Raw genomic sequence first — 22,386 nt, forward strand, 5'->3', positions numbered from 1 at the left:
CATGGTTTAACACGTAGCAAAAATTACTTTTTTCAGAAGACTCTACACTCAAATACTCATTCATTAACCAAACAAAAATCCATGAAAACCAAGCTTGGAATTATTATTTGCCTGTTGGCCCTGGCGGCTTGCACGCAAAACAAGGAAACAAATTACGAATTAAAAAAGGCGGAAAGCGGCGGCTTCACGTATGAATACGTTGATGGCGATCCTTTAAAAACCAGGATTTATACCCTGAGCAACGGGCTCAAAGTCTATTTGAGTGATTACAAAAATGAGCCCCGCATTCAAACAGCCATAGCAGTGAAAGCTGGTGGTAAAAATGACCCGGCCGACAATACGGGCCTGGCCCACTACTTGGAGCATATGATGTTTAAGGGTACCGCCACTTTCGGCACGCAAGACTGGAAAACCGAAAGCGTGCTGGTCGACAGTGTGGAGGCACTTTTTAATCAATATAAAGAAATTTCCGATCCGGAGGAGCGCAAAAAACACTATCGCATTATCGATCAGGTGTCGATTGAAGCATCCAAATATGCGATAGCCAATGAGTATGATAAGATGGTTTCCGGCATCGGAGCCAAGGGCACCAATGCTTACACCACCAATGATCGCACGGTTTATATCAACGACATTCCAGCTAACCAGCTGGAAAACTGGCTGAAAATTGAATCTAACAGGTTTCAGATGATTGTCAATCGCCTGTTTCATACAGAATTAGAAGCAGTGTATGAAGAGAAAAACCGCAGCCTCGACAGCGATATCTGGAAGGGATTTGAGGCGATGCTGAGTGCTTTGTTCAAAGAGCATCCCTACGGTACCCAAACAGTGATTGGTACTATTGACCACCTTAAGAATCCGTCCATTACTGAGATCAAAAATTATTTCTATAAATACTATGTACCCAACAATGTGGGTATTTGCCTAAGTGGTGATTTGGATTTCGATGCCACCATTGCCTTGATCGACAAATACTTTGGAAGCTGGAAGCCCAATGAAACGCTACCTACATGGACGCCCGTGCAGGAAGCGTCCATTGCCGCCCCTATAGTCAACGAGGTGATAGGTCCTGATGCGGAAAGAATCATGATGGGTTTCAGGTTGCCGGGGAGGTCGAGCAAAGATTATATCATGGTGAGGCTGATAGACAATATTCTCAGCAACAGCCAGGCTGGTTTGGTAGACCTTGATCTTGTGAAACAACAAAAAGTACTGGAGGCGTCCACCTTCGTGTACGACATGAATGATTATAGCATGCAGGTGCTGATGGCCAGCCCCAAAGACGGCCAAACACTGGATCAGCTCCGTGACCTTTTTCTGGAAGAGCTTGAGAAAATCAAAACTGGAAACTTCGACGACTGGCTGATTTCTGCTGTGGTAAACGATTTGAAAAAGAACCAGCTCAATCAGTATCAGTACAATTGGGCAAGATCCAACGACCTGGTAGTGGCTTTCACCAGCAACATGCCCTGGGGCGATTTCGTGTCGGAGTTCGACAGGATGTCGAAGGTGACAAAGGAAGATGTGATGGCCTATGCCAAAGCCAACTTTGGCGACAACTATGCGCTTGTTTACAAGCGGACGGGCAAAGATCCGAATGCCCAGCAGGTGGAAAAGCCGGAGATCACCAAAGTGGAACTGAACCGGGAAGCCAAGTCTCCTTTTCATGAAGCAATTATCAACAGCGAACCGCCAAAGTTGAAGCCGTTGTTCGTGGACTACGACAAAGACATTGAAAAGCTGACAATGAAAAATGACCTGGAGGTGCTCTATACCCGCAATGATGAGAACGATTTGTTCGACTTGTACTATAAGGCAAACTTTGGTACGAATATCGACCCGAAAATAAAAGTAGCTGTTGACTACCTTGAGTTTGTTGGTACGCCAACTCATTCTGCTGAAGAAATCCAGAAGGAGCTTTTCAAACTCGGTTGCAGCTTCTCAGTATTTTCTTCGGCTGAGGAAAGCTATGTAATGCTTGCAGGGCTTTCTGAAAACATGGAAAAGGCGATGGAAATCTTCGAAGACTTGCTCGCCAACGCCCAGCCGGACGAGGAGGCGCTGGCCAAGCTGAAAGACAGGATACTAAAGGAAAGAGAAGATCAGAAAAAGAACAAATCAGCCATACTTTTCAGCGGGCTAATGAACTACGGACTTTACGGGGCACAGTCGCCATTTACCAACGTGGTGTCCAATACTGAACTGATGAACCTCAATTCGGAGGAACTGCTTGGCCTCACCAAAAACTTCACCAAGACGACACACAAGGTGTTGTATTATGGGCCAGTAGATTCGAAAAACCTTGTGAATATATTGAACACCAGGCATACTTTGCCAGAAACCATGTTGCCGCTTCCGGAGCCAAAGGAATTCGCCAAGCAGGAAGTAGACAAGCCGAAAGTTTTCTGGGCCGACTACGACATGGTGCAGGAAGAAATTCTGTTCCTGACAAAAGGCGAGGAATTTAACGTGCAGCTGATGCCGGAAACAGAGCTCTACAATGAGTATTTCGGAGGTAACATGGGCTCTATTGTTTTTCAGGAGATAAGAGAGGCACAAGGTCTGGCCTATTCCGTTTGGGCCAATTATTCAACCGCTGATGAACAAGGCAAAAGCGATCACTTCTTTGCTTACATAGGCACACAAGCCGACAAGCAAAACCAAGCTGTGCCAGCTTTGCTAAATATTATTGAAAACCTTCCAGCATCAGAAAATGGTTTGGCAACTGCAAAAAAGTCAATCATGAGCCAAATCGAGAGCGAACGAATTACTCGTGGGAGCAAGCTTTTTAATTATGAGAGTGCCAGAGATATGGGGCTGGATCATGATATCAGACAGGATATTTACGAAAAGATTCCGACCATGACCATGGAGGATGTCGTCGCCTTTCAGAAGCAATATGTGAAAGGAAAGAAGTATAACATGATGGTGCTGGGCGACAAGGACAAGATCGACTTCAAGAGTCTTCAGCAATACGGTGAAGTGAAGCAGTTGACCCTGGAAGAGCTATTTGGCTACGACAAGGTAGAGAAGATTAATATTCAGTAAAGCATTATTGATTGCCGGAGCTTTCGCCCAGCCAGGTCGGGAGCTCCGTTTTTTTACGTTTCAAAAGCCAATGCTCCGCACTTGTAGACCTTTTGAACATTTATCTTTTCTTCAAAAGTAAAGATGACAGCGTCTTCCCAAGCTAGTTTGTTGGGCTCTCTGTAGGTATTCATCAAACTGTCTGGAATGACCGATGCCATTTTCCAGGCCTGGCTTAAGCTTGCCACTTGATGTGTTACCAGGCATTCCACATTCTGAAGCAATGTCATGGCGGCACCGGCAAGCAGTCCGTTTCCACCCTCCATACTCAGTCGACCATTAGGTTCGAGCTTCACCTGGCCACCAATATGAGTGTTGTAAACACCAGGCTTCATGCCAGTAAATAGGGTGGCATCGCTTACCAGGAAACAGTTTTTTCCTTTTGCCTTCATGACAACTTTCATGAAGCTATCGGGAAGATGGAAACCGTCTGCGATAATGCTGGCATAAAGCCCTTCCTGAGCCAGTTGCTCCCAAATAATATTGGGGTGCCTTGGCAGCATGAGCGGCACCGCATTGCCGATATGCGTTGACAAGGTGGCCCCGGCATCAACTGCTTTTTGAATTTGTTCGGGTGAAGCCAGACTGTGACCTATTGACACCAGCACTCTACTTTTTACTGCGCTGGAAATAAACGCCGCCGAGTTGTCCCACTCGGGGGAAAGGGTAATCATCTTGATCCGGTTGCCAGCAGCTTTCTGAAACCGCATGAACAGCTCCCAGTCCGGGGCTTGCACATATTTTTTATCATGGGCGCCTCTGGCTCCCTCTTCTTTTGAAATAAAGGGCCCTTCGAGGTGAATACCGCCAATGCACTGGTGAAGCAAATCATTGCGCTGACAGGCATCGTTGATAGTGGCCAGCAGTTGGCAAATGTTTTCTTCTGAGTTGGTGATAATCGTGGGAAAGAAAGTAGTCACGCCCTGACTCAATAGGTATTTAGCTGCATTCCAAAGATCGTCTGCGGTCAGAGAGGTATCATTGAAGTCGATGCCGTTAACGCCATTTACCTGGAGGTCCACAAGGCCGGGGCCCACAAACAAAACCTGGTCGGACACGGAACGTGATTTTGATAAAGCTGATATTCCGCTGGCAGCATTCACTGTTACGTGGCGACCATTAAGGCAGTCGATTGCTTCGATAAATGACGCTTCTTTCATCAGGCAGATGGAATGTAGTTTTCGCTGAAGGCATCAGGATCGAGAAAAAGCTGGCAACCCTCGTGCTTTCTCAGGATAGAAGCAGGGCACGTGGTGGCAATGGGGCCATGAAGGGTAGCTGCAACGGCCGCTTTTTTGTTTTTACCGGGCACGACGCAAAACAAATTCTTTCCAGCCATCAGTGTGGGAATAGTAAGCGTAAGTGCATGCGTAGGCACGGCGCCGAAAGATGGAAAGCAACCATCATTGACCTGCTGCTGACGACAGGGAACATCCAACTCTACCACCTTCACTGTTTCAGGGTCGTTAAAATCCGCAACAGGTGGGTCGTTGAAGGCAATGTGGCCGTTTTCTCCTATGCCCAGACAGATGATGTCGATAGGCTTTTCGGTCAAAAGCTGAGCGTATCTTTCAACTTCGTTGTCCCCGCCGTTTCCGTCGAGGAGGTTGATTTGCTTTAAAGGGACATGATCAAACAAATGATTGCTCAGGTAGTAGCCAAAAGACTGCTGCGATCCGGCAGGCAACCCGATGTATTCATCCATATGGAAAGCCACTATCTTTTGCCATGGAATGAATTCACTCTCTTTCAGAAAGTTCAGCACCTCATTTTGTGAAGGAGCAGCGGCAAATATCATCCGGACTTCGCCTTGTTTTTTTAACAGGTTTAGTATCTCTTGTTCTACTGCCTTCCCCGCAGCAACCCCCATCTCCCTTCTATCTTTGCATACTTTAACCTTCATGCTCCAATGATTTTAGCAGACCGCTTACGGCTTCGGAAACCGGTTTGCTCCGGTTCAGCAGCCCGAGGCCGATAAACACGAATAAAGATACAATCAATGGCAAGGCCACAGCAAGTGCCAGGCTGGTAATTTCAATGTTCTTGGTGACAATGAAAGTGACAAAGCCCGCCGCAATCGAGCCAATCGCAGCCATTGGCCCGCAGTGCCTGAACACAGGCAACATGCCAAACAGCATCGGCACGGCAATAGGGCCAACCAAGGCGCCAAACCAGGTGACAATAAGCCCAAACACGCCACCGAACCGCTCGTTTTGGGAGGCCACCACGAGCGTCATCAGCGTAAAGATGAAGGTGGTGGCTCTGGCTACCACCAGAGAAGCTCGCTTTTCTTTCAACCGCTTTGAGAGCACAGGCAGTATGTCTCTGGTGAGCACCGCCGAGATGGTATTGATGTCGGAGGAAGTCATCGTCATTGTATTGGCAAAGAGAGACGCCACCACCAGGCCTACCAAGCCGGCGGGCAGGAGCTTTAACGTCAGCAGTCCGTACGATTGGCTAGGATCCTGTAGTCCTGGCAAAATAAGAGGTGCTGCCCACATTGGGAGGAACAAAATCAAAGGCCAGATCAGGTACAAGGTGCCGGAGAGGTAGGCCGCTCTTTTGGCCTGGGTTTCATCAGGAGACGAGATGTAGCGGGTGGCGAGGTTCCAGGTGCCGCCGTTGTAGCTGAGGAAATTGATACAAAGAAACGCCAGTGCAAAGCCAACAGTATATGGACTGTTGAAAGGCTCACTGTTGCCTTCTGGCAGGTCGCTCCAAAAGGTGAGGATCTCACTCCATCCGCCCAGGTGTCGAACAACCATGACCAGCATGATGAGGCCAGCTAAAATTTGGACAATAAACTGAGCAAAGTCTGTAATAATTACTGCCCATAGGCCGCCGAAGGTCACGTATACCAGAGAAACACCTCCGGAAATAAGAATGCCATAAATAAGTGGAAGTCCTGTAAATACGTTGAGCAACACAGCTATGGCAGTCCATTTGGCACCCACATCAAAAAGTTTCAGCAGTACCCCACTCCATGCCATGATTTGTTGGGTGAGGAGGTTGTAGCGAACAGTGAGGTATTCCAGCGGCGACTGTATCTGTAGACGCTTTCGCAGCCGCACCCAGAGGACGGGAAATAGCCTGGCACTTAGAAGGACGGTAATGCCGATTGTGAATGCCCACCACACATAAATAGAGAACCCATGCGTGTAGGCAAGACTGGCGTATGCTACGAATACGGCTCCACTGTAGCCCGAAACATGATGCGAAATGCCCGACAGCCACCAGGGCAGCTGGCCACTGGCCACAAAGTAGTCTTCGGCTGTTTTGTTCCTGGCCATCGACCACAGGCCAATGACCAACATAAGCACGAAGAATAGGCCGATTACGATAAAGTCAGGAGTACTTAGTTGCAAGGTAGGAGTGGTTAGGGTGAAAAAATTCTGTTGTCGTCAACCTCTCGCTTTGTTCATTACTTCCGCCAGTGTCACCTTGCTGCCACCACGTCGTTTGCTCTCATCGGCAGCTTCCATAAAGGCGTATATCTCCAGGGTTTCGTCCGGACTAACCGGTGCTTTCCCTGTTTTGAAGAACTTGATGACTTCCACCAGCAGGGGCCGGTAGCCATCGTAGGGCCCAACTGGGGCAATACCATTCTCGCCGAAGACAGTACCTCCATAACCTGTTTTCTCCTTGCGCATACCCCTGAATGTTCCAATCCGGTTGTCGTTCCATACACCAACCACCATGTCGGTGTCGGGCGTTTGCGTCCTGGTTACTTCTTTGCAGCCCGCTCCCATCACAGTAAAAAGCGATTCCACTCCGTGAATGCCATACCAGAAAAAGTCGGGATGATGAGGCTCCAAATGTGCCGGGCTGTAAGTGTCTGCACCTTGTACCTTGCCCACGAGCTTTCCTTCTCTGGCCTCATTGGCGTCCTTCATATAGCGAAGTGAGGAGGCTGAGAAGATGGGGACTCCGGCTGCTGCCGCTTCTTTGTAAATGGTGATGCAATCTTTAAGCGAGGCTGCCACTGGCTTGTCAACGAACATAGGCTTTTTCGCCTTGATTACTTGCCTGGCCTGCTCGAGGTGGAGCCTTCCATCATTTGTTTCAAGGAGAATGACGTCGGTTTTTTCGAGCAGCTCTTTGATGGAGCTGGTGATTTCTACCCCCAGCTTTTTCACATCTTCAATGTATCCTGGAATGCGGCTCACACTCGATTCTATATCGGCGCTGCCATGGGGGTAAGCTGCCACTACCCGGTAACCAGCCAGGTCAGCAGCCACCTCGGGGTCGTTGAGCAATTTGGTGAAGGCCACACTGTGGGAGGTGTCGAGGCCAATGATGCCGACCCGCACTGGTTTTGCCTGGAACAAGCTTCGAGCAGAAGCCTCATTGGCCAGAATGCCAAAACCAACGCCCGCCACGGCCGATTTCTTTAAAAATGCTCTTCTATTGAAGGGTGTCATAAAAAGGAAGTCTTTTTTGAAAGTTAAACTTTTGGTTCCCAGCCCGGCTCGTAGCTGCGTTTCCACAGGGCCATGGCTTCATCGTCGCCGATAACATTTCCGTTATCAGGATTACAATTCAGTGACCGTCCCACCCTTTGGGAAATATTTCCAAGGTGGCAGAGTAACACGCTTTTTCTGGAGTCTTTGTAATCTGAGACCGGCGTTTTTCCTTCCTTGATGGATTTGTAGAAGTCAGCAATATGATCTGCATCGAGGTCGAAGCCGGGGCCTGTGGCATCCAATGGTTTGCCTGTATTTTCGGCACTTGCTTTCTTTACGAGCTTGTCCTGATTGTCATACACCACATAGCTGTTGCCGTCAATCACCAGCGTACCATTTTCTCCATGGAAGGAAACACCGGTGGAGGCACCTTCGAGCCGGTGGCCGTTGCAGCTTCTCCCTTCCCAGGAGATGGTTTTGTTGCCGGCGAAGTCCCACAGCGTCATTTGCGTGTCCGGCGTTTGCCAGTCGTCTTTGTAGGCATACCGGCCGCCCTGCGAGCTAACCTTGGTCGGAAATTCTACGCCAAGGCCCAGGCGGCACAAATCGACAAAGTGGGTGCCATTGTTCAGCAACTCCCCGGTGCCCCAGTGCCAGAACCAGTGCCAGTTGTAGTGAATGAGGTTGTCTTTATAGGGCATTCGTGGCGCCGGGCCCTGCCACATGTCGAAGTCGAGGCCAGCAGGAACAGGCACCGTCTTTCCGTAGCCAATAGAAGCACGTGTATTGGCATACCAACCTTTGGCCAGGTACACATTGCCAATGATGCCGTTTTTCAGTTCTCCAAGAGCCTCAGCCACAAAAGGCCAGGATCGGCGCTGGTTGCCCATTTTCACAACCTTGCCATATTTTATGGAGGCCGAGGCGACCATTTCGCCCTCATAGGGGTTGTGGCTTCCGGGCTTTTCTACGTATACATTTTTCCCAGCATTTAGTGCCAGTAGTGAGGCGGGCGCATGCCAATGGTCGGGTGCGGCGATTACCAGCGCATCAACACCTTTGTCTTCGAGCACCTGACGAAAATCTTTGACAGCTTTGGGGGCCTTCTTCTGGCCAGCATCTGCCACAGCCTTCAGCCCATTGGCCAGGGCTTTGTCATCCACATCGCAGATGTAAGCGACTTCTATCCCTGGTGTTTTGGTGAAGCCCGTCGCAAGTGCAGAGCCCCGTGAGTTGACACCCATAATGCCAACCACAAGCTTGTCGCTGGCGGGTGTACTAAAGGCTTTGTAGCCGTGACTGCCCAGCAGACCAATGCCAACGCTGGCGGCGGTCGTTTTTTTCAGGAAGTCTCTTCTGTTCTGATTTGCTGACATAACATTGTAGTATTAGTAGATGTCAACAATATACTGAAAAGGTTATCCAAAGTCATGGCCGTTTATCAAGCAATTGGCCATGCAAAGTAGGCTAGGTGGCCTTTTGCTTTACCTCATAGCCTTTCCATCCGTAGTAGAACAGGTAGATGTAGCAAACCACGGGCAGCAGGAAGGACATTTGTATACCAAAAGTGTCTGCTAGTATTCCTTGTAAGGGAGGAATAAGGGCTCCGCCCAGTATTGCCATCACCAGCAGAGAAGATCCCTGGCTGGTGTATCGGCCTAAGTCTTTAATGGCCAGGGTGAAAATGTTGGACCACATAATTGAATTGAAAAGTCCTATGAAAAGCAGTGCCCACATAGATATAGCTCCATTCATGAACACAGCAACCAGCAGCAACACAATGGCCGCCAGCGAAAAGGCTGCCAGCACTTTGTTAGGATGTGCACCAAAGATCATAAAGATGACATAGTTCAGAGCCAGACCAATTAAATAGGGCAGTGAATCCATGAAATCCACCCCAGCAATAAGTGAAACGATGGCATAGCCAGCCACGCCCAAAGCAAACATACCCGCTAGCTTCTTACCTGCGGTAGACTTGTCGCTCATCATGATGGCGCCCATAAAGCGACCGATCATAGCTCCACCCCAATAGAAGGAAAGCAATTTACTGGCGGCTCCTTCCTCCAGTCCTGTGATGTTTTCAAGCCCCATAAAATTGATGAGCAGACTACCAATAGCTACCTCAGCACCCACGTAGGCAAAAATCGCAAAGATGCCTCCCCGAAGATGACTAAAACCAAGCACTTTGGCTCCTTTTTCGATTACGTCCTCATTGGCAAACTTGGGAAGTTTGATAAAGAAGATGACTACAGCCAGGAGCCAGAAAAGACCGGCCAACACGATGTAAGGAATTTTCACTGCCACTTCACCTGCAGAGGCATCAGTTACAAAATATTGAAAGATGAAGAAGCCTCCAATGACCGGCGCAATGGTTGTTCCGAATGAGTTGAACCCTTGCGCCAGATTAAGGCGGCTACTTGCGGACTCTGGTCTGCCAAGCAAGGCGACATATGGGTTGGCGGCAATTTGCAGCATGGTGAGGCCAAGTCCCAGGCAAAATAAGGCGCCGAGGAATAAGCCGTATTGCAGGAAGATGGCTGCCGGGTAGAAAAGGAAACAGCCAGCACCCGCCACAACAAGCCCGATGATAATCCCATTCTTATAGCCAATGCGGTTGATTGGGTCACCAAATCGCACCGAAAACAGAAAGTAAAACAAGGCTCCGAGAAAATAGGCGCCAAAGAAGGCAAATTGCACAAGTGTTGCCTGGAAGATGGTGAGTGTGAATACCCCCCGCAGATAGGGAATCAGGATATCATTGAGACAGGTAATGAAACCCCACATAAAGAACAGTGAGAACAGCGAGATTTGAGCCTGTATCTGGCCGCCGGAGGGTGCTCCCTGAGATGTGCCTGAAGTAGAATTTACGGAGATTGAAGCCACTATGGTAGTTTGTTAGGTATTGCAAAAGTGGGCTAATATACTGTTTTGCTCAGAAGTTTATCTAATGTAGGCGAGCTGAAATTAATCCACGTTATGATAAGACATCATATCGGGGCATTTGTCATTCATTTACTTTTAAAATTGATATTTTTTGGATAAATTATACAATCCATTCATCACCTTGAACCATCTTGATCCGATCTAAATACCTTGCTGTTGTAGGTCTACTTGTACAAAGTTTCATTGTCAAGGCTATTGTTGCTCCCAACGATTTGAGAAGGGATTTGACCGAAAAGCTAAGGATTGAAACCGACAATCGAAAGAGGGTCGATTTGATGAATGAGATATCATATAGCTACTTTGACTCCAATGACACAATCGCAAACTCCTACGCAGATAGTGCAGCCCGTCTTAGTAGAAAAATAGATTATCAGGCAGGTTTAAAGTATGCTGTTCTTTTGCAGGGCATTGGTTTTTATGGCCGGGCTGTTTACGATTCAGCGCTTTTCAAATTCAGTGAATCGCAGAAAATTGAGGATGAAGGCAGCCGTGAAATTGACCTCTACGCCTCGGCGCTGATTGGAGAGTGCCTTACAGTATTGGCGAAATATGATTCAGCTGAAATTGCATTTGATAAAATGCTGGCGAAAGCGAAAAGCACCAATTCATATTGGCTACCCAGAGCCTACCTTGGGTTTGCCAGGATATCGTTAAGAAAATGGGACAACAATAGGGCATTACTTTTCCTCGACAGCGCCAGGTCGTTGATTCCTGATTCCATACAGGACTTCAGAAATATGGAGTTACTGACATTGTATGGCGAGGCCCAAAACAACCTCCTCAAGTTAGACGAGTCGCATCAGGCGTTTGACCAAATGTGCTCCATTGCTGAATCCTTCAACGACAACTACTTCAGAATTAAGTGTATGCTTCGGCAAGCGGATTTTTTTTATGACAGAGGGAATTATCCAGAGGCGCTTGAGAATATCAGGGATGCATTGGAAATCACCAAGGTTTACAACTACCCAGCACAGCAGGTGCAAATTTTGTATCAGGCTGGGTTGATCTATTTTCAGTTAACGGATTTTGATCTTGCACTTGACTATTATTTTAAGGCCCTCAGCCTCAGTGAGTCAATTGGTTTGGATGCCGAGACAGCCAATATCCTGATCGAAATCGCATGGGTGTTCAAGGAAGAGCGAAAGCTGGATTTGGCGCTTGATTTTGCAGAACGCTCGATGGAGATAAATGAAAGAATTGGCAGCAAATACGGCGTTGCCTATGTTCATAACACGCAGGGGCTTATTTATTTTCTTCAAAAGAAGTTTCCGGAAGCCATCGGGCAGTTCAGGCTGGCTTTGGCGCTGCGAAGGGAAATCAATTACGCAAGGGGGATTGTGGCAACTCTTTATAACGAGGCACTTGTGTTTGAAGAGCTGGGAGAAAACGAAAGGGCGCTGAAGCAACTATTACAAGCGATCGAACTTGTCACTCCGATAAACAATGCTTTGAGTTTCTCCAATTACTATCAACAAATTGCCAAGCTATTGATAAAAATGGGTCGTTTTGACGAGGCTGAGAATTTTCTTGAAAAGGCGACCATGATGGATGACAGATCAACCTCCAGGTTGTCGCTAAGAGCCAGTTATCTTTTGTATTCACAGCTGCATGAAGCAAAAGGGGACTTCAAATCGGCTTTAACCTACAGGAAAGAATATGAGATACTTACTGACAGCATCTTCTCAGACAAAAGTTCGGCGAAGATTGCCGTATTGCAGGCAACGTATAACCTAAAACAGAAAGAAAGCGAGATTGCGGCATTGAAAAATCAACGGCAAATGCACGAGGATTTGCTGCTCCTGCAAAATGCCGAAATACGAGACCAGAAATTACAGATTTATGTCGCTGTCTTTTTTCTGGCAATCGTCTCCGTGTTTGTGGCGATAATGATACACTTATATCGAAAGCTGAATCATGTACAAAAGAGCCTGGCGTTGGCCAACAGCCAGCTGAAAGAGGCAAACCTCACGGTGTTGGAGGCAAACAATACGCTGGAGCGAAAAGTGAATGATCGCACAAGTCAACTCAGGGCAGCTTATGCCGAGTTAGATACTTTTTTCTACAGGTCATCACACGACTTTAGAAGGCCACTTACAACGCTGATGGGCCTGGCCGATGTTGCCAAAATTACTGTCAAAGACGAGCAAGCCATCGAATTGTTCAAAATGGTGAGGGTGACTGCCGAAAACCTGGACAAGATGCTGTATAAGTTGCAGTCGATATCTGACATAGGTGCAATGGAGTTGTCCTATAAAAATGTGATTGTGCGGGATCTTGTTGAAAATTGCCTCGAAAAACATGCGCAGGAAATAAAGGATTTGTGTGTTGACGTTATCCTAAATGTTCAGGTGGAAGGGCCCATTACCACGTATCCTGTACTTGTTTCAATCATTATGGACAATCTCATTGAGAATGCCTTGAATTTCTCCAGCAGATCGGAACCGTATGTAAAAGTCAATGCTTACTTGAAGGGAGACAGCCTGGTTATTGAAGTTGAAGACAATGGCCATGGAATTCCCGACGACCATAAAATGAACATTTTTGCCATGTACTTCAAAGCGACCGAGAAGTCAAAAGGGAATGGCCTTGGGCTCTATATCGTTTCGAAGGCTGCTGAGAAGCTATCTGCCACTGTGCACGTAGAAACAGCTTTTGATAAGGGGAGCAGATTTATTGTCGAAATTCCAGACTGCGTGGACTCCGAGCAGGCAGTGTCGGCCTAAATGATCGGGAAGCCTGTGTTGCGTGCCCTGGCCGTCACCGCAACACACTACTTTTTTGATCTATAGGCAAATAGTAATTACCTTTCCGCTAAATAACTCGAATAATGTACGAAATACTTCTTTTTGCTCATTCCTGGCTTCGTTGGGTCACCCTCATTCTTTTTGCTGTTGTGCTCTTTAACTCCCTTGGCGGGATGAATGGAGGCAAGGAATACTTAAAAAAGGACAAGACACTGACGACCTCTTTGATTGGAACGCTTCACCTTCAGCTGCTGATTGGGTTGCTGCTTTATTTCGTGTATAGCCCTATCACTACTACAGCAATGGAGAATATGAAGATCGCCATGAAAGTGGGTGCTGTGAGATATTGGGCCGTTGAGCATATCTCGATCATGATAGTGGCCGTGATTGTAGCCCAAATTGGAAGTATCCGAGTGAAGAAAACTTCGGTTGATAAGAAGAAATTCAAGCTCCAGGCCATATTTTTCGGCATCGCATTGATACTGATTCTTTCTCGAATCCCCTGGTCAGAGTCGGCTCGTCTGTTCAGGTTTTAGCCTGATTCGAGCGCTCACTGCCCATAGTTTCCCTGCTATGTATGATTTATTCCTGAAATTGTGCTGAGGCACATCATTGTGGTGCTGCCTTTCTGCGCTTACTTTGACTGCATTTGATCAATAAAGGCACAATTGATGAAATTAACTTCATTTCGCATAGTCATGGTTTATTTTCTGATCGCTACGATGTACATCGTGCTGTCAGATAAAATTGTATCCTACCTGGTGAGAGATATAAATTTGCTCTCTGAGATTCAGAGCTATAAAGGACTTTTCTTTGTTGCTTCTACATCAGTATTGCTTTACTATCTCATAAAGATCAATACCAGAGAGCTGAGAAAGGAGAAAACAGAAGCCTTAAGGAATGAGCAGAAATACCGATTGCTTTTTAACCAAAACCCACTGCCCATGTGGGTGTACGACGCCGGCACACATAGAATACTGGATGTGAATGAAACTTCGGTAAGTATTTATGGTTATTCAAGGGCCGAGTTTTTGACTATGATCCTTGAAGATATACAATTGGAAGCGCAGCCCGGCGATGTTTCGCCAAAACCAGCTGAGCAGGGAGACTTTTTCCGCCTGACAGGGAGGCGGAAGCACCTAAAGAAAAACGGAGCCAGCATATTTGTCGAGATATTTACGCACGCAGTAGACTATAAAGGAGTTAGTGCTAACATGGTTTTGGTGCACGACATTTCCGATATGCTGAAATCGCAGGAAGACCTGACCAGCTCTGTGAATGAACTCAACAACTTTGTGTATCGGGCTTCTCACGATTTGAGGGGCCCAATCGCCAGAATGATTGGCTTGTCCGAATTGGGAAAAACTGTTCACGACGTGTCGGATTCGATGGAATACTTCGGGCTGATTGGTCAAACCGCCTACAAGCTGGATAAGTCTTTGCAAAGGCTTTTAATTATCAACAGCATTAAAGGCCGGGAGCTTGAAGCGAAAGAGCGAAGTCTTCATTCCATGATCAACGAGTCTGTCAAGGCCTTTAGTTTTGACCTGGCAGACCAGAATGTTGCGCTCACGCTAACCGAAGGTCCGGACACCACTGTTTGTTGCGATAAGTATTTTTTTCGGGTGGCACTTGATAGCCTGATCGAAAACAGCATCAATTTTAGAGCGCCTGCAAGAGTAAGAAAGGCAACAATTGTAATTGATTATGTCAGGACGGAAACTCATCTGCAGGTTAGGGTAACTGATAACGGCATAGGCGTAAAGAAAGAAGTGAAGGATCATATTTTCACACTTTTCTACAGAGGTGCCGAAGAATCAAAGGGATCAGGTCTGGGGCTCTACCTTGCATCCAGCGCTCTTGCAAGGGTCGGAGGATCGCTGGCGCTACAGTCGTCGGACGAAGAGTCGACAACCTTTATTATTTCCATCCCTCTTGCTTGGTCTCCTCAGTTGCTTTAATTCCATTATCTTCCCGTATGAAATGGAAATCGACTGCCGCCCATCTTGTGGTCATTGGCGCTTGCATGCTGGGGTGTGCACCCAAGCCCAGCCTTCCGGAAACACTTCGGGCAATTGAAAAATTTGATATAGTTATAAGAAATGGGAGGATAATAGACGGATCGGGTCAGCCAGCGTTTGCCTCCAGCATCATCATTCAGGCTGACACAATCGCCTACATCGGTCAGCTGGATTCCACCAGCACTGCCACGCTTGAGATAGATGCCAACGGCAAGGTGGTTGCGCCTGGGTTTATCGATGCTCATGCGCACGGTGATCCGATCAAAACGCCTCAGTTTTACAACTTTCTTGCGCAGGGAGTTACTACTATTTGCCTGGGGCAGGATGGCTCAAGTGACTCAAAAGGAGAATTTGGTGCATGGCAGGCTTCCGTCGACAGTGTCAGGCCAGCACTTAATATTGCTCCGTTCACTGGTCATGGTTCGTTGCGAATGGAAATAGAAACACCTTTTGAAGAGGAATTAAGTGAGGCAGATATGGCGATGATGACTACTGAACTGGATCATCAGCTACGGTTGGGCAGCTTTGGCCTGACGATGGGGCTGGAGTATGTGCCAGGCAGATACTCGGGAGAAAAGGAATTGCAGGCGCTGGCAAAAATAGTGGGCAGCTACCAGGGCGTGTTAATGGCTCACATCCGCAATGAAGACAACGACAAGCTGGAGGCTTCTTTAGATGAGTTTCTGAGCCTGGGTGAATGGGCTCCTGTGCACGTGTCCCACCTCAAGTCGGTATACGGCGAGGGTACAAAAAGGGCCCTGGAAATTACTTCCATCCTTACGAAGTATGAATCGCTTGGCTACAAGGTAAGTGCTGATGTTTATCCCTACATGGCCAGCTTTACAGGCATAGGTATTGTGTTCCCCGACTGGGCCATTCCACCAGCCAATTTCAATGCGGTTAAAAAGGCGAGAAGGGGTGAATTGGAGGAGTTTCTGCGAAATAAGATTGCTCAAAGAAATGGGTCGGCTGCGACCCTCTTCGGCACGCCTCCCTATGCAGGCAAAACGCTGGCCGACCTTGAAAAAGAGCTCGGCAAACCGTTTGAAGACATACTGATTGATGATATTGGGCCCAGAGGAGCAAGTGCTGCTTATTTTGTAATGGACGACTCACTACAGATGGCTTTGATGACAAGCGACTATGTGGTGGTGTCGTCCGATGGCAGCCCCGGCATGAGACACCCGAGAGGCTATGGCAGCTTTGGTAAAATGATTGAGACTTACACTGTGAAAGGTGATTATTTTACGCTGGAGCAAGTCGTTCATAAAATGAGCGGACAAACCGCTGAAATTATTGGGCTGAAAGACCGAGGGCTACTGAAGGTAGGCTACAAAGCTGATGTGGCAATTTTCGATCCGGCTAACGTCAAGGTAAAGGCCGACTTCCAGCATCCGCACCACCTCACTGAGGGTGTCGATTTTGTTTTGGTCAATGGTAAGTTGGCGAGAAACAATGGCGAGTTTGTCGAAGAGCGAACCGGAAGCTTATTGAGGAGAGAGTAGCTCTTTTTGTCAATTTCCCTTTTTTGTAGTGTCGGCCTCAAACTCGAAAAACTCTTCCTCCTTCAGTTGTAACGTTTTAGCGTTTTTCCCGGGTTCTTTTCTGATTTCCTGTAGCAACACTTTCCCTTCCTCTTTGATGTTCTCAATCAGGCTTTTGGCGGCGCTGCGGGCGTCATAACTTACCTTGTAGTCATCGGTTGTTCCGGCAATCTTCACGTGAGCGTAGATGTTTCCCCTTTCGTCTTCTTCTATAGCACCAAAGCTTTCATCGTTGTCACGCCGGCGTTGCTTGTTGAATAAAGGAACCTTCAGGCGGTAGTCGATTTGCTGATCGAAAGTATGGGTGCCGCTAAGGGTGATATTGGATACATTAGATTTGATATCCATGCTTGGAATAAGGATCTTTCTGTTTTCGATAAGGAACTGGTTGGTGAGCTCTCCGAAGGTCAGGTGCCCCAGTTTGTCTTCTTTCACAAGTCTTGAAAGCTCTTGCATAGGGGCGAAATCTATGAGCTGACCGTTAACGCCCCTGGCATTGATGCGGGCCCTGAACAGGTCGGACATAAAGCTGAGGTTGTTGTGAACGCCCATGTCTACATCAAAGTCGGCAAAAAGCTGTCCCTTGATGTGCTTGCTTTGCATCCAGGTTTGCCCGAAGTCATGAAAAACGTAGAAGACGCTGTCGATGTAGAGGTTTTTTACCTCCCCTGAGAAGTAGGTGAGCAGGGTATCCCCGGGTTGGTCGGACAAGTTACCGGTAAGCTTGATATCGCCACCCATGGTGGAGAAATCAAGTTTTTTCACATATACCTGCCGGTTTTGAATAAGCACTTCGGCATTTACATTTTTGCCGGTAAACCGGTCAAAGACCACCGTTTCAGCCTCTGCCGTTAGTTTCACACGGAGCCTGGGGCTCACTGTAAGCGAATAAGCCCCGCCGTCCCCGTTAGAGGTGTTTTTATTGGCCAGCAGTTCATTCAAGTCCAGTCTGTTGGCTGACACCTTGCCTTCCACCAGCAGCAGGTTGTTCTTCTCCTCATAGAAAAAATGAAAGTTTCTCAGCAGTCCATTAATTCGCAAATCGCTGTTTCCCAGCTTGCCGGTAGTTTCTGTAAATGCGACATCACGGTCGTTGAATAGTAAAATCCCACTCCACTCCCTGAACAACAGCGGGTAGCTTTGCCATGAAAAGGTTGCATCCTGGATAGTTGTTTCTCCATCTATCAGCCAATCGCCTGTTGCTTTTTCATCCAGTTTTCCCTCAAAGCCAAGTAGGTAGGTCAGCGTGCCGCTTTCGCTTTTTATGCCCCAGTCGGGTACGATTTTCTCAAACTGCGCTAGTGTCATATTACCCTCCAGCTCGGCCCTGGTGTGCATGGTGGCCATGTTGGTGATGGTGGCGTTGCCCTGGACAGGAAAGGCGTTCATCGTTCCCGATAGGTTTTGCAATTGAAGACTCGTGCCTTCCGACTGAAGGTTCGTTGTCAGCCGACCATCCAAACTAAAGTCCGAAAAAGCTAGCTGGCGGCTAGGGTAAAGGAACCGGACATGCTGTCCGCTAAAGTCGGTGACCAGGGTGGGCTTCCCATTTTGTTTTGTGTAGCTTCCTTTGAATGTCGCCTCGCCTTCTAAATCGTAACTGGCCCAGTCAGTCGGCCATCCAGCGGGGATATTGCTTAGTAAATCCTTCAGGGATTTTGTGTTGCCAGACCACTCCAGTAGCAGTTCGTCAGGGCTTGATGACGTCAGCGTACCGGTCAGGTTATGGCTGGCCTCCTTTAGCTCCCAGGCCTTGATTTCGGTCAAATGCCCCTTGTCGATCCTCATTCCTAGAAGTTCTATTTCCAGCAATCTTCCCTCCAGGTAGGGAAAGCCCTGGTAAACCGTTTTCAGATTGGTGCCTTTCCAATGTCCTGAGAAAACCTGAGGGCTGTTAATGGACTGGATATCGAAGTGGGCCTGGCTGAACTCCCAATAGCTCAGTAGCTCTGAAGGCCTGTCTTCGTAGCGGATTTTGCTGTTGGAAATTCTCAGCTTGCCAATAGTTAACTTTGGCGATTCCTCATCCACCACTTTCTTTTTGAACACATCAAAATTCCTGAGGCCGTTTTCGTCTATGAGTAGGTTGATCTCGGCTTTTTCTACGTTGAGCTGACGAATGTGGTAATTTTTATCAAGGAAGTTCCAAAGGTGAAAACTGAACGATAGTCGCCCAATGCTTACCAGTGGGCTTTCTGGTGTGCCTGCTTCAACCTTTTGCAAGACAATCGATATGTTGGGGAAACTGTCCCAATACGAAATGTCGATGTGCCCTACTTTAACCGGGGTGGTGAGTCTCTCATTTACATTGTCCAGAAAGTATTGAATGAACTCATCACGGTTGATTTGAATGTACAGCAGGCACGCCAATAGCGTGGCAGTGACAAAAGCAATTACTCCGGTAAGTATCAGTGCGGCTAGCCGTGGAATTTTCACAGGATAAAATTAAACAAATCAAAGGCGTTTCTACGATACAACGCTGACGATATAAATTTTATGAGAGAAGAAATATTTTTTATTAACCTATTTGCAAAAATACAAAAGGGTACTACATTTGCACTCCCTAACCGGGAAGCGGGTTGTGAAAACAGCCAGCTTTTTTGAAAGGGGCTCATAGCTCAGCTGGTTCAGAGCACCTGCCTTACAAGCAGGGGGTCCAAGGTTCGAATCCTTGTGGGCCCACAAAAGTCACTCAGAAATGGGTGACTTTTTTTTTGAAAGATTCTGCCAACTATTTGCCCATTACTTTAGTATGATTAATTTTTAAAAGCCAGTTTTTGTAACTTTAAGGGTGCTGACTACAAAGAACATGAAGACTAAGCAGACATTAAAGGCGGTTTCTTCCACCACCGTGTTGCCCAACGGAATGAAGTCTTCTTTGTCCTGGAGCCCAGAGAGCGACCCTCAGACCGAAGACCGGATTCGCTGCATGGCAATGAGTGATCACGAATATTGGAACGCCATGATGCGACTAATTAATGTGGGCCGCACGACAGCTGTTACATTTGAGAAAAGAATCATAAAATGGACATAAACGATCCGTTTTATTACGAGATCGCAAAAGCGCTCAATAGCACGGGCACCGAATATGTCCTCGTTGGTGGCCTTGCAGTTGCCTACTATGGATTCCACAGGTATACCGGAGATATGGATCTTTGGGTAAAGTCTACCGAAAGCAACATGAGCAAACTTTACTCAGCGCTTGTTGACGTGTTAAAATATGACCATGCATCGATAACAGCCATAAAAAAAAACAGACCTGTTGAGAGCCCGACACCGATAAGACTTTTTTCAGATGATGAAGCAACCTACGTCGATTTGATGACTAATACATTTCAGAGAATTTTCAGTTGGGACGAGTGCAAGCAGCATTCAAATGTGATTACGCTGAAAGACATTAAATTTCCGGTTGTTCACATCAATCATCTAATACAGATGAAGGAAAACACGAAGCGACTTGATGATTCTATGCAAGACTTAGTGGATGCCCATGAACTAAAAAAAATCCTTAAACTACAAGCAAAAGGGAGCCCAAAAGGTAAATAGGCAACTCTCTAAGTCTGACGATACGTTTTATTTAGTGCAAGGATAAAAAGATATGAAAACGCCCGTTTTCGGCTTCGAAACTTTCCCTCCAGTCGGGTAGGCCCACGATAAAAGGTCATTCAGAAATGAATGGCCTTTTTTATTTTTGCCATTCCTGTATTGCATCCCCACAAACGACTGTCTAAAACTCAAATTTACTATCTTAGGCACTGCTGAGCGATTCTTCGGAATGACTCAATCGACCGACTGCCTATATTATATGTTAAAGAAAGTTCACTCATTAGCACTTTTGTTGTTGTGCTGTTCTATTGCCAATGCGCAGGAATCCCTCCCTGAAGTCATCAGTCAGGTAGACACAAATCAAAACCCGGGAGATAAACTGAAGCTTATTAAACTTGGAGAAAACCTACTCCAGAAGGAGGGAGACGACTCCGTTAAAGCTGAATTCTTTCTTCGTTGTGGCATTATCTATGGAATTTCAGGGAAAGCCGACTCATCGATATACTTCTTCAACCAGGCGCTGCAATTAGGCAACGAATCACAACATTTACTCAAATCCCGGGCTCACAACGGTATAGGCAATGTAAGCCGGCAAAAGGGCAACAATGAGATGGCATTTGAGAGCTTCCAGAATGCTTTGAGGACTGTGGAAGGGAAGCCTGACTTTATGAGCCGAAGTTTTGAAGGTTCCATTATTGCCAATCTTTCCAGCATCTACTTCAGCATGGGAGACAATGAGAAAGCAGAGCAATACAGCCTGCGAGGGCTTGAGCATGCAAAGTCGATAAAAGACACTGCACAAATGGAGTACAGCTATGTTGGTCTGGCTCTGATTTACAATAAGACAAAGGAATACGAAAAGGCACTTGAGTATCATCAACTGGCTTCCCAGCTAATGGAAAGGGAAAATAGTGATCCTTACTTAAGGGACTACAACAAGATTAATTTAGCCCGACTGTTTGAGAATCAGGGTAAAATGGTAGAGGCCTTGTCCCTTTATGATGAGATGCTCCTGGGTACCAATCCTGATGTCGATATTAGAACGACTTCGTTGAAAAACGCCGGACAGATACTTTTCGAACTTGGAGATTTTACAAAAGTGATTGAATACGCCCAAAGACTGATGCTCCTCGCTGATGAAACAGAAACTCTTCCTTCGGCCGTAGATGCAACACAATTACTGTATCAATCATATCAGGCCACCGGAGACTATAAAACATCCAACGAATACCTGAATCTGTATGTAGTGTTAAACGATTCCCTCATCAATGAGAAATCGGCAAAGGCGCTGGTAGAGCTTGAAGCGAAGTATGAGAGCGAAAAGAAAGCGCAGGAAATTACTGAGCTCAAACTCGAAAACCAGCAGTCCGTCAATCAGCGAAACATATACTTATTTGTTACGCTTATAGTAATTGTGGGAGCAATTTTCCTAGGGGTGCTCATTCGTTCCAAAACAAAATCTAACAAGTTAATATCCAAGTCATTGAAGGATAAGGAGCTGCTTCTAAAGGAGATTCACCATCGGGTCAAAAACAACCTGCAAATTATTTCGAGTCTGTTAAGTTTGCAATCGAGGTACATCGAAGACAAAGGAGCCAAGGATGCTGTGAATGAGGGACAGAACAGGGTAAAGTCAATGGCGCTGATCCATCAGAAGCTCTACCAAAACGAAAACCTGGCTGGCGTAGATGCCCTGGATTACATTGAAAATCTCACCAGCACGCTCCGTTCCTCCTATGGCGTCGAAGCGGAGCGGGTTTCGGTGACCTACGACATCGAAAACCTTAATATCGATGTAGACACCATCATACCCATCGGCCTTATCCTGAACGAATTGATAAGCAACTCATTCAAGCATGCCTTTCCCAATGACAAGGAAGGGAATATCTCAATATGGTTAAAAAGAGCAAACAACCAACTAGAATTGAAGGTTTGTGACAACGGAATAGGCAGCAAAAAAGATATTAGTAAATCTGATTCTTTTGGGATCCGAATGATCAGATCACTTGCAATGAAATTGGAAGCCACTGTCGACTTTAATTTCGACAACGGCACAGAGGCGTCTTTGCTCATTTCTAGTTTTAAGTTGGCGTAAAAG

Annotated in this window: 15 protein-coding genes and 1 tRNA gene; 9 read left to right on the forward strand and 7 right to left on the reverse strand. The window is 46.9% G+C overall.

The features are described from left to right. Positions 1 to 81 precede the first annotated feature (81 nt). On the forward strand, positions 82 to 3,048 hold the full coding sequence (locus GC130_RS01305) for a pitrilysin family protein (RefSeq protein ID WP_151996431.1): 2,967 nt from the start codon (positions 82 to 84) through the stop codon (positions 3,046 to 3,048). A 53-nt stretch (positions 3,049 to 3,101) separates the two neighbouring features. On the opposite strand, the gene GC130_RS01310 is transcribed toward GC130_RS01305, so the two are convergent. The 6 genes from GC130_RS01310 to GC130_RS01335 all read right to left on the reverse strand — a co-directional run bounded on the left by GC130_RS01310 (position 3,102) and on the right by GC130_RS01335 (position 10,373). Further along, entirely contained in the window at positions 3,102 to 4,247 is a 1,146-nt protein-coding gene (locus GC130_RS01310) for an N-acetylglucosamine-6-phosphate deacetylase (RefSeq protein WP_151996432.1), read from the reverse strand. Further along, positions 4,247 to 4,990, reverse strand: a complete 744-nt coding sequence (locus GC130_RS01315; RefSeq protein ID WP_151996433.1) for a 6-phosphogluconolactonase — start codon at positions 4,988 to 4,990, stop codon at positions 4,247 to 4,249. The genes GC130_RS01310 and GC130_RS01315 overlap by 1 nt, the downstream gene beginning before the upstream one ends. Then, entirely contained in the window at positions 4,980 to 6,452 is a 1,473-nt protein-coding gene (locus tag GC130_RS01320) for a sodium:solute symporter family protein (protein ID WP_151996434.1), read from the reverse strand. The genes GC130_RS01315 and GC130_RS01320 overlap by 11 nt, the downstream gene beginning before the upstream one ends. 36 nt (positions 6,453 to 6,488) lie before the next feature. Continuing rightward, complete coding sequence (locus GC130_RS01325; protein ID WP_151996435.1) at positions 6,489 to 7,508, reverse strand: Gfo/Idh/MocA family protein; 1,020 nt, start codon at positions 7,506 to 7,508, stop codon at positions 6,489 to 6,491. 23 nt (positions 7,509 to 7,531) lie between these two features. Next, a complete protein-coding gene (locus GC130_RS01330) occupies positions 7,532 to 8,866 on the reverse strand; it encodes a Gfo/Idh/MocA family protein (protein WP_151996436.1) in 1,335 nt (444 codons plus the stop codon). 91 nt (positions 8,867 to 8,957) lie between these two features. After that, positions 8,958 to 10,373 carry a sugar MFS transporter gene (locus tag GC130_RS01335; protein ID WP_201568630.1) on the reverse strand — a complete coding sequence of 472 codons (1,416 nt, stop codon included), beginning with the start codon at positions 10,371 to 10,373 and terminating at the stop codon, positions 8,958 to 8,960. A gap of 191 nt (positions 10,374 to 10,564) precedes the next feature. On the opposite strand from GC130_RS01335, the gene GC130_RS01340 reads away from it, so the two are divergent. The 4 genes from GC130_RS01340 to GC130_RS01355 all read left to right on the forward strand — a co-directional run bounded on the left by GC130_RS01340 (position 10,565) and on the right by GC130_RS01355 (position 16,703). Then, on the forward strand, positions 10,565 to 13,156 hold the full coding sequence (locus GC130_RS01340; protein WP_151996438.1) for a tetratricopeptide repeat protein: 2,592 nt from the start codon (positions 10,565 to 10,567) through the stop codon (positions 13,154 to 13,156). Positions 13,157 to 13,260: 104 nt separating this feature from the next. Further along, positions 13,261 to 13,713, forward strand: a complete 453-nt coding sequence (locus tag GC130_RS01345) for a hypothetical protein (protein ID WP_151996439.1) — start codon at positions 13,261 to 13,263, stop codon at positions 13,711 to 13,713. Positions 13,714 to 13,848: 135 nt separating this feature from the next. Next, entirely contained in the window at positions 13,849 to 15,138 is a 1,290-nt protein-coding gene (locus GC130_RS01350) for an ATP-binding protein (protein WP_151996440.1), read from the forward strand. 17 nt (positions 15,139 to 15,155) lie between these two features. Then, complete coding sequence (locus GC130_RS01355) at positions 15,156 to 16,703, forward strand: amidohydrolase family protein (RefSeq protein WP_151996441.1); 1,548 nt, start codon at positions 15,156 to 15,158, stop codon at positions 16,701 to 16,703. Positions 16,704 to 16,712: 9 nt separating this feature from the next. Here the strand turns inward: GC130_RS01355 and GC130_RS01360 are convergent, their stop codons facing one another. Further along, the gene (locus GC130_RS01360; protein ID WP_151996442.1) at positions 16,713 to 19,178 is read right to left on the reverse strand and encodes an AsmA-like C-terminal region-containing protein; all 2,466 of its coding nucleotides are present in this window, start codon (positions 19,176 to 19,178) and stop codon (positions 16,713 to 16,715) included. Positions 19,179 to 19,349: 171 nt separating this feature from the next. Between GC130_RS01360 and GC130_RS01365 the strand changes: the two genes are divergently transcribed. The 4 genes from GC130_RS01365 (at position 19,350) to GC130_RS01380 (ending at position 22,383) form a co-directional block, all read left to right on the forward strand. Next, positions 19,350 to 19,424, forward strand: a tRNA-Val gene (locus GC130_RS01365). Positions 19,425 to 19,551: 127 nt separating this feature from the next. Beyond that, a complete protein-coding gene (locus tag GC130_RS01370; RefSeq protein ID WP_151996443.1) occupies positions 19,552 to 19,776 on the forward strand; it encodes a hypothetical protein in 225 nt (74 codons plus the stop codon). Next, positions 19,767 to 20,288, forward strand: a complete 522-nt coding sequence (locus tag GC130_RS01375) for a nucleotidyltransferase (RefSeq protein WP_151996444.1) — start codon at positions 19,767 to 19,769, stop codon at positions 20,286 to 20,288. Before GC130_RS01370 ends, GC130_RS01375 begins: the two co-directional genes overlap by 10 nt. 259 nt (positions 20,289 to 20,547) lie before the next feature. Beyond that, positions 20,548 to 22,383: a histidine kinase dimerization/phosphoacceptor domain -containing protein gene (locus tag GC130_RS01380; protein WP_193217724.1), complete on the forward strand. Its 1,836-nt coding sequence runs from the start codon at positions 20,548 to 20,550 to the stop codon at positions 22,381 to 22,383. Positions 22,384 to 22,386: the final 3 nt, after the last annotated feature.

Source organism: Imperialibacter sp. EC-SDR9 (assembly GCF_902498805.1).
Classification (GTDB): domain Bacteria; phylum Bacteroidota; class Bacteroidia; order Cytophagales; family Cyclobacteriaceae; genus Imperialibacter.